This window comes from Prauserella alba (genome assembly GCF_024171735.1).
GTDB lineage: Bacteria > Actinomycetota > Actinomycetes > Mycobacteriales > Pseudonocardiaceae > Prauserella > Prauserella alba.
Window position 1 is genome coordinate 1,849,224 of record NZ_JAMTCH010000003.1, and the last position, 13,793, is coordinate 1,863,016.

15 protein-coding genes are annotated in these 13,793 nt (G+C 71.7%); 10 read left to right on the forward strand and 5 right to left on the reverse strand.

What is annotated here, in order from left to right:
• Positions 1–186 precede the first annotated feature (186 nt).
• Positions 187–552 carry a DUF6401 family natural product biosynthesis protein gene (locus LY12_RS08500; RefSeq protein ID WP_253854593.1) on the forward strand — a complete coding sequence of 122 codons (366 nt, stop codon included), beginning with the start codon at positions 187–189 and terminating at the stop codon, positions 550–552.
• Positions 553–739: 187 nt separating this feature from the next.
• On the opposite strand, the gene LY12_RS08505 is transcribed toward LY12_RS08500, so the two are convergent.
• Together LY12_RS08505 and mmuM are read right to left on the reverse strand one after the other, a co-directional pair.
• A complete protein-coding gene (locus LY12_RS08505) occupies positions 740–1,570 on the reverse strand; it encodes a mechanosensitive ion channel family protein (RefSeq protein ID WP_253854595.1) in 831 nt (276 codons plus the stop codon).
• Positions 1,571–1,656: 86 nt separating this feature from the next.
• A complete protein-coding gene (gene mmuM, locus LY12_RS08510) occupies positions 1,657–2,574 on the reverse strand; it encodes a homocysteine S-methyltransferase (protein WP_253854597.1) in 918 nt (305 codons plus the stop codon).
• A 195-nt stretch (positions 2,575–2,769) separates the two neighbouring features.
• Between mmuM and LY12_RS08515 the strand changes: the two genes are divergently transcribed.
• The 7 genes from LY12_RS08515 (at position 2,770) to LY12_RS08545 (ending at position 10,112) form a co-directional block, all read left to right on the forward strand.
• A complete protein-coding gene (locus LY12_RS08515; protein WP_308292085.1) occupies positions 2,770–3,960 on the forward strand; it encodes a DnaJ domain-containing protein in 1,191 nt (396 codons plus the stop codon).
• Positions 3,961–4,224: 264 nt separating this feature from the next.
• Positions 4,225–5,019, forward strand: a complete 795-nt coding sequence (gene fabG, locus LY12_RS08520; protein WP_253854599.1) for a 3-oxoacyl-ACP reductase FabG — start codon at positions 4,225–4,227, stop codon at positions 5,017–5,019.
• Positions 5,016–5,501 carry a MaoC family dehydratase gene (locus LY12_RS08525; RefSeq protein WP_308292086.1) on the forward strand — a complete coding sequence of 162 codons (486 nt, stop codon included), beginning with the start codon at positions 5,016–5,018 and terminating at the stop codon, positions 5,499–5,501. The genes fabG and LY12_RS08525 overlap by 4 nt, the downstream gene beginning before the upstream one ends.
• Positions 5,502–5,567: 66 nt before the next feature.
• Complete coding sequence (locus tag LY12_RS08530) at positions 5,568–6,590, forward strand: phosphotransferase family protein (RefSeq protein WP_253854601.1); 1,023 nt, start codon at positions 5,568–5,570, stop codon at positions 6,588–6,590.
• A complete protein-coding gene (locus LY12_RS08535; RefSeq protein WP_253854603.1) occupies positions 6,590–7,801 on the forward strand; it encodes an acyl-CoA dehydrogenase family protein in 1,212 nt (403 codons plus the stop codon). The genes LY12_RS08530 and LY12_RS08535 overlap by 1 nt, the downstream gene beginning before the upstream one ends.
• Complete coding sequence (locus tag LY12_RS08540; protein ID WP_253854605.1) at positions 7,798–8,997, forward strand: acyl-CoA dehydrogenase family protein; 1,200 nt, start codon at positions 7,798–7,800, stop codon at positions 8,995–8,997. Before LY12_RS08535 ends, LY12_RS08540 begins: the two co-directional genes overlap by 4 nt.
• The gene (locus LY12_RS08545; protein WP_253854607.1) at positions 8,994–10,112 is read left to right on the forward strand and encodes an acyl-CoA dehydrogenase family protein; all 1,119 of its coding nucleotides are present in this window, start codon (positions 8,994–8,996) and stop codon (positions 10,110–10,112) included. Before LY12_RS08540 ends, LY12_RS08545 begins: the two co-directional genes overlap by 4 nt.
• Positions 10,113–10,178: 66 nt before the next feature.
• On the opposite strand, the gene cutA is transcribed toward LY12_RS08545, so the two are convergent.
• The 3 genes from cutA to LY12_RS08560 form a co-directional block, all read right to left on the reverse strand.
• Positions 10,179–10,499 carry a divalent-cation tolerance protein CutA gene (gene cutA / locus LY12_RS08550; RefSeq protein WP_253854609.1) on the reverse strand — a complete coding sequence of 107 codons (321 nt, stop codon included), beginning with the start codon at positions 10,497–10,499 and terminating at the stop codon, positions 10,179–10,181.
• A 137-nt stretch (positions 10,500–10,636) separates the two neighbouring features.
• Positions 10,637–11,431 (reverse strand): SDR family oxidoreductase, encoded by a 795-nt coding sequence (locus LY12_RS08555; protein ID WP_253854612.1) that lies wholly within the window; start codon positions 11,429–11,431, stop codon positions 10,637–10,639.
• Complete coding sequence (locus LY12_RS08560) at positions 11,428–12,198, reverse strand: SDR family oxidoreductase (RefSeq protein ID WP_253854614.1); 771 nt, start codon at positions 12,196–12,198, stop codon at positions 11,428–11,430. Before LY12_RS08560 ends, LY12_RS08555 begins: the two co-directional genes overlap by 4 nt.
• Positions 12,199–12,244: 46 nt before the next feature.
• On the opposite strand from LY12_RS08560, the gene LY12_RS08565 reads away from it, so the two are divergent.
• Both LY12_RS08565 and LY12_RS08570 read left to right on the forward strand, forming a co-directional pair.
• On the forward strand, positions 12,245–12,883 hold the full coding sequence (locus LY12_RS08565) for a TetR/AcrR family transcriptional regulator (protein WP_253854615.1): 639 nt from the start codon (positions 12,245–12,247) through the stop codon (positions 12,881–12,883).
• A gap of 227 nt (positions 12,884–13,110) precedes the next feature.
• Positions 13,111–13,608: a nucleoside deaminase gene (locus LY12_RS08570; RefSeq protein WP_253854618.1), complete on the forward strand. Its 498-nt coding sequence runs from the start codon at positions 13,111–13,113 to the stop codon at positions 13,606–13,608.
• The last annotated feature ends 185 nt before the right edge of the window (positions 13,609–13,793 follow it).

The window sequence follows — 13,793 nt, forward strand, 5'->3', positions numbered from 1 at the left end:
GCATGGTCCGGACAGCGTAGAGGCCCCTGCCTCGGCGCACGGAACAACCGGGCAAGCACGCGGAAGATCACATCGTGCGCGGGCGGATCACTCGTCCGGCCGAACCCCGCGATCCCCCATCCGCTGGCGACGCCAAGTCACGAAGTGCCTGAAGATCCACCCGAACGGGTGGATAGACTATGCGCCATGGGTTGGTTGATGAACACGTGGCGGGAGTCTGCCGCCAGGCGGGAACTCACCGCGCTCACCGACCGGCTCGGCCGCATCGGCGCCGCACCCTCGCTGCTGCCGGTGGGCCGGCTGGCAGCGGTCGATCAGCACGCGGCCGCGATCCGCGACATTCTGACACTCGGCGCGGGCGGACTCTCCCAGGCCCAACTCGCCTACTACGCCCGCGGTGTCCATGACGCGGCCAGGGACTCCGGCTGGACGCCGCCCGCCGACGAGGGGGCCACCGCGGACTGGGTCACGCTCCGGCTGGCCGCCGTCTGCTTGCTGGCGACCGCGGGCGCCGCCGCAGGTGCGGACCTCGACCCGGCCCTGTTCTTCTGACCCACTCGACACCGCCGAATGCACGCCGGCCGAACCTGCCGGCCGGGCGGATCAGGCCGCCGTGACCGGCCGTCTCGCCGCGGCTCCCGGGACCCGGCACACCCGCGGTCGCACACACGACGGCGGGTACGCCCCCGAAGGTCCTCGGGGACGCACCCGCCGCGGCGATGGAACTACTCGTGGGCGTTCACCTGGGGTAGTCGCCCGTGTCGGGCCGGGGCTGCTCGGACTGCATGCCCGATGCGCCCGGAGCCGTCGGAATCGGCCCGGTCGACGGCTCCTGCTGCGCGGTCGCGGCACCGGACTGGGCACGCATCGTGTCCTCGCGGCCACGCTGGTAGGCCTCGTCCGACCCGGCCGCCGCGGGCAGCTCCGACTCGGCCCTGCCGAGCCACCGCTCCCACCGTTGCTGCATCGGGCGCACCATGCCACCGCCGACGCCGACGACGATCACGCCGCCGACGGTCGCGAGCACCGTGATCAGGACCGGCGTCGTCACCGTGGTGGCCACACCCATCTGGTTCAGTGCGGCGATCACACCCAGCGCGACGATGAAGACCTGCGCCACCCTGGCCACGAAGTTGCCCCAGCTGAACGCGCCGAGCGCGGCGCCTGCGATGTCCTTCACCGCGTTGCCGATCGCGGCGGCGACCACCACGATCACGATCGCGACCACGGCCATCGGCAGCCAGGCGACCACGTCGGCCAGGAGCGTGCTCACGGGGTTCGGACCGAAGACCGCAAAGGCCATCTGGAGTGCGATCAGCAGGACCGCGTAGTAGACGATGGCGGCGATCAGATCACTCGCGTCGTACTTCGAGCGTTCGAGCGCCCGCTTGATACCACCACGTTCGACCGCGCGATCGAAATGCAGCCGCTCGAGCACCATGTCGACGACCTTGCGCAGCGCCTTCGCCACGATCCAGCCGACGACGAGAATCACCAGGAACACGGCGAGGTTGGGCAAGAAGTTGATCACCGTGTCCAAGACGTTGCGGAATGAATCACCAATGTTCATCGCCGGTACCATCCTTTCCGGGTGGTTGCGGACTACCCGGAAAATGAGGCTCACACGCGCATCGACGTAGCGCCTTTCGAGATCGACTAATGACCCCGATCGGGTGAGGTTTCGTATTCTCGGACGATTCTCGCAATTTCCGCGATCTCCGCAGGGCACACCCTGCAACATCCACCCACGAATCGCGCCCCGGCACGAATCCAGTGCCTCACCTGCTCGGGGGAAAAGGTCGCTCGCCCGGTCCATTGACGCGCGCTCGCATCCCAGCCGTGACCACTGTTCGGATACGCCACGACGGGTTTCCCGGTGATCGCACGCGCCACTTCGACGGCATGGACCACCTCGTCGGGCGCGCAGCAGTTCACCCCCACGCCTACCACGCGGTCGTCGCCCGCGGCGACCGCGAACGCCTCCTCGAGCGACTGTCCGGCCCGGGTGCGGCCGCCGGCCACGGTGTACGACAGCCATGCCGGTACGTCCACCGCGTCGAGCGCGGTCAGCAGTGCGACGGCCTCGTCGACGTCCGGCACGGTCTCCAACGCGATCAGATCCGGACCCGCCTCGGCGAGAGTCGCCACCCGGGGCCGGTGGAACGCCGTCAGCTCGCGCGTCGTGAGCCCGTACCGGCCGCGGTACTCCGACCCGTCGGCCAGGTAGGCGCCGTAGGGGCCGACCGAGGCCGCGACCCGTCCTCCGCCCGCACGATCGGAGGCCTGCCGGGCGAGGTCGACGCTGCGCCGCAGGAGCCGCCGCGTCTCGCTCTCGGACAGACCGTGCGCGGCGAAACCCGGCACGCTCGCCTGGTAGCTCGCCGTGATCGCCACGGTCGCTCCGGCCCGGAAGAACGCCTCGTGGGCTGCGACGACCTCCTCTGGAGCGTCGGCCAGCATGCTCGCCGACCACAGCGAACCCGACAGATCGTGCCCGCGCGCTTCGAGTTCCGTGGCCAGGCCGCCGTCCAGCACCACGACCGGGTCCCCGCCCGCGTCCCCGGTCTCGTCCATGCGGCCAGGCTACTGCGGCCCACGTCCCGAACGGCCTCGTTGCCCGGGACGGCCCGTTCCCCGGAGCTCGCCCGCGAGCCGCGGCCGCCGGGGATCGCGTCACGCACCGCATCGGACGGCCTACAGTATGGCGCCGACGGTGCCCTCAGCCGCGCGACGGGACGGCACCCGACAAGCCCACGGAGGAGGAGCAGCGTGCGCGACGACGACCGGCGTGACCCGCGGCCGGACGCCGTGGCGGACGACCCGGCCGGCGGCGAGGTCGACTTCTACGATCTGCTCGGCGTCCCCGACGACGCCACGTCGTCGCAGATCAAGTCCGCGTTTCGCGCCCGGGCGCGAAACTGGCATCCCGACGCCGGCGGTGATGCCCGCCGGTTCGCACTACTGCGCGAGGCCTACGACACCCTCACCGACCCCGCACTCCGCGCGGCCTACGACGGCACGGACGCTCCCGGCGGCACCGACGACGGGGAACCTGCCGCACCCGAAGGCCCGCTCGCCACGGCGGATCCCGATCCGGTGCCGCCGCGCAGGCCACGGACCCGCGCCTTCGGCGACGACCCGTCGTTCCGGCCGCCGAGGGTGCGGCTCGACCCCGAGGCCATCCCGTGGTGGGACGCCGCTGCCGCGGAACCGCGTACCCAGGTGTCACCGGGTCGTGCGCCCGGGCACGCGGTTCCGGCCCTCGCCCCGGCCGTGACCTGCGCGGTCACACTGCTGCTCGTCCTCGCCGGAGCACCCGCTCCGGTGGTCGCCGCGGGCGTCGCTGCGACGGTGGCGGCGATCGCCTGCGTCGCGGTGCACCTCCACCGGAGGCACACGGCGCTGCGGACCGCCAGGGCCGAGGTGCGCGAGGTCGTGTTCGGCAGTCCCGGGGCCGACGACGACCAGATCGCCGAACGCCGAACGGCCGACCTGCTCGACCGGTATCTGACCCGGCTGCCCGGCGCGCGCATCTTCCACGGCCTGGCCTGGCCGGGCTCGGTGTTCGCCGACGTCGACCACGCCGTCCTGTGCGGCAGGCGGCTGCTGCTCGTCGAGTCGAAACGCTGGCTGCCCGGGCACTACACCGTCGGCGAGGACGACGTGCTCCACCGCAACGGACGCCGGTTCGGTGGCGGCGGCAGCCGGCTCGCCGAGGCACTCGACGCGTTCGAAGGTCTGCTTCCCGGTATCGAGATCCGCGGCGCGCTGGTGCTGTATCCCAGCCGCGCAGGCACGATCACCGTGGGCCCGGCAGGGTGTCTCGGCGCCGCAGGCACCGACGTCGCGGTCCTGACCCCGCAGCAGTTCGTCCGCGACGCCGGGACGTGGCTGGCGGAAGATCCGTCCACTGTGGATGTCCGCGCCTTCCGTGCGGTACTCGCCCAGGTCGTGAGCTGACCCCCGCCGTGAACCGACCCGCCGTGGCCTGATTACCGAGCCGCACCCGGAGCGAGAGCCCGGAGTGAGAGCCCGGAGTGAGAGCCGGAGCCCGGGCACGGTGCCCGGACGCGGAGTCCGGAGTCTGCCCCGGACCGTGCCCCGGCGACACGGATCGCGTCCGGTGCCCGTGCCGGGCGCCACCACGCCGCCTGCCGGTTCCGTCGCCATCGGTCTCCCGCGCGGACCTTCCGGCTGGTAGCTTCCTAAGCGCACGCTTACTCGATGAGGAGGACCTTCGTGTCGGTGGACAAACCTGTTCCGGAGTCACCGTCCCGTGTCGCCGTCGTGACCGGCGCCGGCCGCGGGATCGGAGCCGCGGTCGCCCGGCGGCTCGCCGAGGACGGCTTCGCGGTCGGCCTGATCGATCTCGACGAGGCAGGCGCCAAGGCGGGCGCGGACGCGATCACCGCCGCGGGCGGCACAGCGGTCGGCCTGGCCGCGGACATCAGCGACGCCGAGGAGGTGGACCGGGTCGTCGCCGAGGTGGCCGACGCGCTGGGGCCGCCGACCGTGCTGGTGAACAACGCCGGCATCACGCGGGACAACCTGCTGTTCAAGATGTCCGAGTCCGACTGGGACTCGGTCATGGGCGTGCACCTGCGCGGTGCGTTCCTGATGTCGCGCGCGGTGCAGAAGCACATGACCGACCAGGGCTGGGGCAGGATCGTGAGCCTGTCGAGCACCTCGGCACTCGGCAACCGTGGCCAGGCGAACTACTCGACGGCGAAGGCCGGGCTGCAGGGCTTCACCAAGACGCTCGCCGTCGAGCTCGGCAAGTTCGGCGTCACAGCCAACGCGATCGCACCCGGCTTCATCGCGACGGACATGACCGCGGCGACGGCCGAGCGGCTCGGCATGGGCTTCGAGGACTTCAAGGACGCGGCGGCGAAGGAGATCCCGGTGCGCCGGGTCGGTGAGCCCGAGGACATCGCCCACACCGTGTCGTTCCTCGTCAGCGACGGCGCCGGGTTCGTGTCCGGCCAGGTCATCTACGTCGCGGGAGGGCCGAAGGCGTGAGCACAGCCGAGTCCCCCGAGCCGGAACCCGCCCGGGTCTTCGACGACCTGGACAGCTTCGTCGCCGCCGTCGGTGAGCACCTGGGGCACAGTGCGTGGCACACCGTCACGCAGGAACAGGTCGACCTGTTCGCCGACGCGACGCTCGACCACCAGTGGATCCACGTCGATCCCGAGCGCGCCGCGGCGGGACCGTTCGGCGGCCCGATCGCCCACGGGTTCCTCACGCTCTCGCTCATCCCCCGGCTCGCCAAGGACATCTACCGGGTCGACGGGCTGCGCATGGGCATCAACTACGGCCTCAACAAGGTGCGTTTCCCGCAACCGGTCAAGGTCGGCCAGCGGATCCGCGCGAGCGCCGAGCTCGCCGAGACCAGCCCCGCCAGCCAGGGCACACAGGCCGTCGTGCGGTGGACCCTGGAGATCGACGGCGAAGCGAAACCGGCCTGCATCGCCGAGACGGTCACCGTCCTGGTGCCGTGATGCGCCCGGGTGCCCGGAGGCCCGGGTGCCCTGCCGACACCGCCCCGCTCACGACAAGGAGGTCCGATGAGCGACGCAGATCCCCCTGGCGTGGACCTGGCGCGCCTGCGCACCTATCTGGACCGGGAGTTGCCCGGCGCCGTCACCGGTCCGCTGACGGCACGGCTGATCGAAGGCGGCCGGTCGAATCTCACCTACGTCCTCGACGACGGCAGTCACCGGTTGGTGCTCCGGCGCCCGCCGCTGGGCCACGTCCTGCCGACGGCTCACGACATGGGACGGGAGTACCGCGTCATCAGCGGGCTCAGCGGGACCGCCGTGCCGGTCCCCCGTGCCCGCACGCTGTGCACCGACGACGACGTCCTCGGTGCGCAGTTCTACGTCATGGACTTCGTCGACGGCTCGCCCCTGCGCACCGCGGAACAGCTGCGGCCGCGGGGCACGGAACGGACGAGGGCGATCGTCGACCGGCTGGTCGGCACCCTGGTGGACCTGCACGCCGTCGATCCGCACGAGGTGGGCCTCGGCGATTTCGGCAAACCGGACGGATTCCTGGAACGTCAACTCCGGCGCTGGTCGAAGCAGCTGGCCGCGTCCCGCAGCCGTGACGTGCCGGGCATCGACGAGCTCCACGAGCGGCTCGCGGCGCGTATTCCCGTCTCACCGGCACCGTCGATCGTGCACGGCGACTACCGCCTCGACAACGTGCTCGTCGGCAGCGAAGACCGCATCAGCGCGGTCCTCGACTGGGAGATGTCGACGCTCGGCGACCCGCTGACCGACCTGGCGCTGCTCCTGGCGTACTCCCAGCTGCACACCCTGGACCTGGACACGGTCAGCGACGTCGGCGCCGCGCCGGGACATCCGTCGCCCGACGAACTCGCCGACACCTACGCCCGTGCGTCCGGGCGCGACGTGTCCGCGCTGGGCTGGTATCTCGGGTTCGCGCTGTTCAAGCTCGCGGTGATCCTCGAAGGCATCTACTACCGGTACAGCCACGGGCAGACGGTCGGCGAAGGGTTCGACCGCATCGGAGCGGGCGTCGCTCCGCTCGTCGCACTCGGCAACGCCGCACTGAAGGGGAACTGATGGACTTCGCCGTCGACAGCACCACCGAGGCGCTCGCGGGGCGGCTCCGGGAGTTCATGGACTCCCACGTGTACCCGGCCGAGCCGGTGTTCCACGAGCAGCTCGCCGAGCGCAGCGATCCGTGGTCGGTCCCGCCGGTGGTCGAGGACCTGAAGGCCGAGGCGCGCAAGCGGGGCCTGTGGAACTTCTTCCTCCCCGGCCCGGACGGCGGCGGGCTGAGCAATCTGCAGTACGCACCGCTGGCGGAGATCACCGGCCGCAGTCCCGAGCTGGCACCGGCCGCGCTGAACTGTGCGGCGCCGGACACCGGCAACATGGAGGTGCTGCACATGTTCGGTTCCGCCGAACAGCAGCGCACGTGGCTGGAACCGTTGCTGGACGGGACGATCCGTTCGGCGTTCGCCATGACCGAGCCGGATGTCGCCTCGTCCGACGCCCGCAACATCGGGACCCGGATCGAGAAGGACGGTGACACGTACGTCCTCAACGGCAAGAAGTGGTTCATCTCCGGGGCGATGAATCCGAACTGCCGCATCCTCATCGTGATGGGCAAGACCGATCCCGACGCCGAGCCGCATCGGCAGCAGAGCATGATCCTGGTGCCCCGTGACACGCCGGGACTGCACATCAAGCGCGGGATGCAGGTGTTCGGCTACGACGACAGCTCCGGCGGCGGACACGCCGAGGTCGTGTTCGACGACGTGCGGGTTCCGGCCGAGAACCTCGTCGGCGAGGAGGGCGGCGGTTTCGCCATCGCCCAGGCCCGCCTGGGCCCGGGCCGGATCCACCACTGCATGCGGCTGCTGGGCATGGCCGAGCGGGGACTCGAGCTGATGTGCACCCGCGCCGTGAGCAGGGAGGCGTTCGGCTCCCCGCTGGCGAAGCAGGGCGTGGTGCAGGAGTGGATCGCCGAGTCCCGCGTGACCATCGAGTCGCTGCGGCTGCTCGTGCTGAAGACGGCATGGCTCATGGACACCGCGGGCAACAAGGGCGCCCACACGGAGATCCAGGCGATCAAGATCGCCACGCCGAAGGCCGTCGAATCCATTCTGGACAAGGCGATCCAGCTGCACGGAGCGGGTGGCGTGAGCCAGGACTTCCCGCTGGCGTCGCTGTGGGCCTCCGCGCGCACGTTGCGGCTGGCCGACGGCCCCGACGAAGTGCACAAGCGATCCCTCGCCCGCCGAGAGCTGAAGAGGTACCAGTCATGACGACCTCCGAGAAGAGCCTGGACGCCGACGGGCTGCGCGCCCGCGTCGCCGACGTCCTCGCCTCCCACGACCCGGCCACGGCCGACCGCCTCGAGTTCCTGCGTGCCCGGTTCGACGCGGGCCTGGCGTGGGTGCACTTCCCCGTCGGACTCGGCGGGCTCGACGCTCCCCGGGAACTGCAGTCCGTCGTGGACGCCGAGTTCGCCGCCGCCGGTGCGCCGGACAACAACCCGCGGCGCATCGGGATCGGACTCGGCATGGCCGCGCCCACGATCCTGAAGTTCGGCAGCGAGGAGCTGAAGAAGCGCCTACTCCGTCCGTTGTGGACCGGCGAGGAGGTGTGGTGCCAGCTGTTCTCCGAACCGGGAGCGGGCTCCGATCTGGCGGCACTCGCCACGCGGGCCGTGCCGGACGGTGGAGACTGGATCGTCAACGGGCAGAAGGTGTGGACCTCCAGTGCGCACACCGCGCAGTGGGCCATCCTCGTCACGCGCACCGATCCGGACGTGCCGAAACACCGGGGCATGACCTACTTCGTGCTGGACATGACCCAGCCGGGTGTCGAGGTGCGACCGCTGCGGCAGATCACCGGCGAGGCCGAGTTCAACGAGGTGTTCCTGACCGACGTGCGGATCCCCGACGCGCAGCGCCTCGGTGAGGTCGGCGCGGGCTGGCAGGTCGCGCAGACCACGTTGATGAACGAACGGGTCGCGATCGGCGGCAACGCCCAGCCACGTGAGGGCGGCATGGTCGGTAAGGTGGCCGAGACCTGGCGCGAGCGTCCCGAGCTGCGCACCCCGGAACTGCGTGACCGGCTGCTGGCGTTGTGGGCCGAGGCGGAGGCGTTCCGGCTCGCCGGCAGCAGACTGCGCCAGCAGCTCGCCGTGGGCCAGCCGGGGCCGGAGGGCTCGGGTATGAAACTGGCGTTCGCCACGGTGGCGCAGAAACTGGCCTCGCTCGAACTGGAGATCCTCGACGAGGACGCGCTGCGCTACGACGACTGGTCCATGCGCAGGCCGGAACTCGTCGACTTCACCGGACGTGAGGCCGGGTACCGGTATCTGCGCAGCAAGGGCAACTCGATCGAGGGCGGCACCTCCGAGGTGTTGCGCAACATCATCGCCGAGCGGGTGCTGGGCCTGCCTTCGGAACCGCGCACCGACAAGGACGTCGCCTGGAAGGACCTGCCCCGATGACCAACGCGGACCTGCTCTACTCGGACGTCGAGACCGACCTGCGCGCGAGCGTGCGCGACCTGCTCACCGACCGCTGCGAGCCCGCATCGCTGCTGGCCAGGGCGGAGAGCGACGAGCCGTACGACCGGGCACTGTGGCAGACCCTCGCGGGGGAACTCGGCGCCGCCGGGCTCGCGGTGCCGGAGGAGCTGGGCGGTCAGGGCGCGTCGCTGCGTGAGGTGGCGCTCGTACTGGAGGAGCTCGGCCGGTCGGTGGCGCCGGTTCCGTTCCTCGGCAGCGCCGTGCTCGCCACGTCGGCGCTGCTGTCCTGTGACACGGCCTCGACGGAGGTGTCGGACCTGCTGCGCAGGCTCGCCTCGGGCGAGGCCACCGGCGCGCTCGCGGTGCCACTGTCGACGATGACCGACGCCGCGTTCCCCGGTGACGTGACGGCCGCCGCCGACGGCACGTTGAGCGGCACCGTCAGGTCGGTCGCCGACGGCACGGCCGCGGACGTGTTCGTCGTCCCGGCAACGGGCCCTGGCGGCCACGGCCTGTACGCGGTCGACGCGGCGGCCGCCGACGTCTCGGCCCCGGTGTCGTTCGATCTGACACGCCCGATCGCGGACGTCACGTTCCAGGGTGCCGCTGCGACCCGGCTGGCGGGACCGGATCACGCGCCCGCCGCGGTGTCCGGCGCCCTGCGCACCGGCGCCGGACTGCTCGCGTCGGAACAGCTCGGCCTCGCCCAGTGGTGTCTCGACGAGACGGTGGAGTATCTGAAGGGCCGGTACCAGTTCGGCAGGCCGGTGGGCTCGTTCCAAGCGCTCAAACACCGGCTGGCCGACCTGTGGCTCGAACTCGTCGGCGCGCGGGCGGCGGCGCGGTACGCCGCGGACACGCTGGCCCGCCGGGACGCCGATGCACCCGTCGCCGTGGCGGTGGCCCAGTCGTACTGCGCGCAGACGGCGGTCCACGCGGCCGAGGAGTGCATCCAGCTCCACGGCGGGATCGGCATGACGTGGGAGCACCCGGCGCACCTGTACCTCAAGCGGGCCAAGGCCTCCCAGGTCGCCTTCGGCGCACCGGGCAGGCACCGGGCGGTGCTGGGCGATCTCGTGGATCTGCCTGCTTGATCCGTCCGCGGTCGCGGGTGGAGGCGCTCCGGGAGGTGGGGCGTCTCCACCCGCGCGTCCGGGTGGTCAGCGGGTCTCGTCGACCAGCCAGGACAGGTAGGCCGGGTGGCCGCCCTCGACGGGCGTGACGATCACCTCGGGCACGTCGTAGGTGTGCCGCTCGGTCAGCAACGTGACGAGGCGCTCCGCGCGGTCCCCCGCCGTCTTGACCTCGACCCGCCACTCGGTGTCGGTCTCGGTCGCGCCCTCCCAGCGGTAGACGCTGGTGATGGGGCCGACGATCTGCGCGCAGGCACCGAGTCGCGCCTCGACGGCCGCGGCCGCCAGTCCCCTGGCCGCCTCCTCGGAATCCGTGGTGGTCACGACGACGACGTGTTCCTGAGTCATGCGCCCACCCTAGGAGGCCGCGGGACGGGGAACGGCGGCCGATCCCCGTCCCGCGGACCCGGTCGCCGGCCCGCGTCACCGGCGGAAGGCCACCACCGGTGACGCAGCCCGCCGGCGCGCTCGCGTCGCGAACCCGGTCACGAGGTCGGTCCGCCGACGGCGTCCTCGATCCGCTGCTGCAGCTTGTTCATCCCGCCGAGCCAGCGGCCGGTGTCGGTGGCGCGTCGCGCGTAGTACTCGCCGACCTCGGGGTGCGGCAGGATGAGGAACCGCCCGTCCCGCAGCCCGGTCATGACGGCCGCGGCGACGTCCTCGGGCTCGATGGCTTCGGCGCCGAGCAGTGCCTGCCCCGCGGCACCCGCGTCGTCCAGCAGCGCCGTCCGCACCCCTTGCGGGCACACCACCTGCGCGCCGATGCCGCGGTGCCGGTAGGTGGCCACGAGCCATTCGGCGAAGGCGACCGCACCGTGTTTGGTGACCGAGTACGGCGCCGAACCGAGGTTCGTGAGCAGCCCCGCGGCCGAGGCCGTCACGAGCAGGTGCCCGCTGCCCCGCTCCAGCCAGTGCGGCACCAGCTCCCTGGCCGCCCGCACGTGGGCCATCACGTTGACCTCCCAGGAGCGGGCCCACGCCTCTTCAGGGGCCTCGGGGCCGCCGTGCTCGGCGATACCGGCGTTCGCGCAGTACAGGTCGATCTCACCGAGCGTTTCGCCGGCGCGCGCGACGAGGGCACGGACGCCGTCCTCGCTCGCGGCGTCGCCCGCGACGGGCTCGGCGCCGAGCTCCGCGGCGACGGCCTCGACGGCCGCACCGTCCCGATCGGCCAGCACGAGGCGGGCGCCATCGGCGGCGAACGTCCTGGCGAGCGCCGCACCGATCCCCCGGCCCGCGCCGGTGATCACGACGCCCGCACCGTCCAGTACGACGCTCACAGGCCACCGCCGAGCGTGACGCCGCCGTCCAGCACGAGCGTCTGGCCGGTCAGCCAGGCGGCCTGTTCGGACAGCAGGAACGTCACCGCGCCCGCGATGTCCGAGGGCACGCCCAGCCGCTTCAGCGGATACGACGAGGCGATCTCGGCCTCCCTGCCCTCGTAGAGCTGGGTGGCGAACTGGGTCTTCACGATCGCGGGTGCCACGCAGTTGACCCGGATCTGCGGGCCCAGTTCCTCGGCCAGCTCCGAGGTCGCGCGGATCACCGCGGCCTTGCTCACGCCGTACATGCCGATGCCCGGCGAGGTGCGGATACCGGCGACCGACGCGACGTTGACGATCGCACCACCGTGCTCGCCCATCCACGCGTCGCGCACCGCCCGCGTCCATGCCAGCGGCGCGAGGACGTTGACCTGGAAGATCTTCGCGGCGGCCTGCTCGTCACAGTCCAGCAGCGAACCGAAGTGCGGGTTGATCCCGGTGTTGTTGGCGAGGTAGTCGATGCGGCCGAACTTCTCCATGGTCCGGTCCACGGCCTCCTGCCGGTGTTCGGCGTCGTCGGCCCTGCCTGCCACGCCGAGTGCGACGTCGTCGCCGCCGAGCTGGGTGACCGCCTCGGCCAGCGGATCGGGTTTGCGCGCGGTGATGCACACCTTCGCGCCGCGACGCACCAGATCCTGCGCGATCCCGAGGCCGATTCCCCTGCTCGCGCCCGTCACCAGGGCGACGGTGCCGGTGAGATCGCCCGGCCCTGCGGTGCTCGTCATGTCGTCGTACTCCAATCCGCGCTGAGCGCTCGCTTACACTGCTGACATGTCTGGGATCTCGCCGGCCGGTCCGCAACCGGCCGACCTGTGGCCGGAGGTGCAGCCCGATGCGGCGCGGCGGCTGATGCTCGCCGGTGTCGAATCGTTCGCCCGGCGCGGGTACCACGCCACCACGACGCGGGACATCGCGGCGACGGCGGGGATGAGCCCCGCGGCGCTGTACGTGCACTTCCCGTCGAAGGCCGCGCTACTGTTCGCGATCAGCCGCAGCGGCCACGAGCAGGTGCTGGCCCTGTCACAGCAGGCCGTCGACGAGGCGGGCGACCCGGCCGCGGCCATGCGCGACCTCGTCGTGCGGTTCACCGCCTGGCACGCGAGGCGGCACACGATCGCGCGCGTGGTGCAGTACGAACTGGAGGCGCTGCCGGAGCAGCAGTTCGACGTCGTCGCCGGCCTGCGCAAGGACATCGAACGGCTGGTGCGCGACGTGGTGGAACACGGCTGCGCCGAGGGGCTGTTCACCGTGGGCGATGCGCACACGGCGGCGCGGGCGGTGTTGTCGCTCGGTGTGGACGTCGCGCGGTGGTACACGGACCGGACGCGGCTCACCCCGGAGGAACTGGGCCGACAGTACGGCGACCTCGCCCTGCGCATGCTCGGCGCGGCGACCGCTCCGCGGTCGTGACCACGGTGGCCGATCGCACGGGCCAAGGCCACGACCGATCACCTCCGGGTTCCGCGACAGCACCGTCCTCGCGAACCCATCCTAAGCAACCGCTCACCTGATGCACCAGGGCCGAGTGCGACCCGATCCGCCCGCGCGCATCGGCCGCGCGGCCACCTCGGCCGAACGCACCCGATTCGCCGTCCGAAATGGACACAACCAACACGCCGACCCACGAGGAGGACCCCATGCCCTCGCCCACCGTTCCCCCGCCCGACCCGCACACCCTGCCCGACCCGCACACCCTGCTCGCCCCGGCGAAGGCCGAGGCCCGAGCCGGTGCCGACGAGGGCGGGGTACCGATCGGCGCCGCGCTGTTCGGCCTCGACGGCACACTGCTCGGCCGCGGGCGGAACCGCCGTGTCCAGGACGACGACCCGATCATGCACGCCGAGACCGCGGCCTTCCGGAACGCGGGCAGGCGGCCCCACTACCGCGACACGATCATGGTCACCACGCTCTCTCCGTGCTGGTACTGCAGCGGCCTCGTCCGCCAGTTCGGCATCGGCCGCCTCGTCATCGGCGAGGCCGCCACCTTCGCGGGCGGCCACGACTGGCTCGCCGAGGCGGGTGTCTCCGTCACGATCCTCGACGACGCGGACTGCACCGCCATGATGGAGACGTTCATCCGGGAGCGGCCCGCCCTGTGGTTCGAAGACATCGGAACACCGGCCGACGAGAGCTGACGCCGGGCTCAGACCCGAATCTCCCGCGTTGTGTGAGAGCTGATCTCGGGTCGGGTCCCGCACGAACGACGTTGCCCGGAGCCGTGCGGCCAACCGGGGCGGGCCAGGGGTGCGTTGTGTGTTGATCACCCAACGGCGCCGATGGGTGGATCCACCCATCGGCGCGTTCAAGCGGTTGGGTGTGC

Excerpts from the sequence above, each read along its gene's own strand:
- LY12_RS08500 (WP_253854593.1), top strand. The coding sequence starts at position 187 with ATGGGTTGGTTGATGAACACGTGGCGGGAGTCTGCCGCCAGGCGGGAA.
- LY12_RS08505 (WP_253854595.1), bottom strand. The coding sequence starts at position 1,570 with ATGAACATTGGTGATTCATTCCGCAACGTCTTGGACACGGTGATCAAC.
- mmuM (WP_253854597.1), bottom strand. The coding sequence starts at position 2,574 with ATGGACGAGACCGGGGACGCGGGCGGGGACCCGGTCGTGGTGCTGGAC.
- fabG (WP_253854599.1), top strand. The coding sequence starts at position 4,225 with ATGAGGAGGACCTTCGTGTCGGTGGACAAACCTGTTCCGGAGTCACCG.
- LY12_RS08530 (WP_253854601.1), top strand. The coding sequence starts at position 5,568 with ATGAGCGACGCAGATCCCCCTGGCGTGGACCTGGCGCGCCTGCGCACC.
- LY12_RS08535 (WP_253854603.1), top strand. The coding sequence starts at position 6,590 with ATGGACTTCGCCGTCGACAGCACCACCGAGGCGCTCGCGGGGCGGCTC.
- LY12_RS08540 (WP_253854605.1), top strand. The coding sequence starts at position 7,798 with ATGACGACCTCCGAGAAGAGCCTGGACGCCGACGGGCTGCGCGCCCGC.
- LY12_RS08545 (WP_253854607.1), top strand. The coding sequence starts at position 8,994 with ATGACCAACGCGGACCTGCTCTACTCGGACGTCGAGACCGACCTGCGC.
- cutA (WP_253854609.1), bottom strand. The coding sequence starts at position 10,499 with ATGACTCAGGAACACGTCGTCGTCGTGACCACCACGGATTCCGAGGAG.
- LY12_RS08560 (WP_253854614.1), bottom strand. The coding sequence starts at position 12,198 with ATGACGAGCACCGCAGGGCCGGGCGATCTCACCGGCACCGTCGCCCTG.
- LY12_RS08565 (WP_253854615.1), top strand. The coding sequence starts at position 12,245 with ATGTCTGGGATCTCGCCGGCCGGTCCGCAACCGGCCGACCTGTGGCCG.
- LY12_RS08570 (WP_253854618.1), top strand. The coding sequence starts at position 13,111 with ATGCCCTCGCCCACCGTTCCCCCGCCCGACCCGCACACCCTGCCCGAC.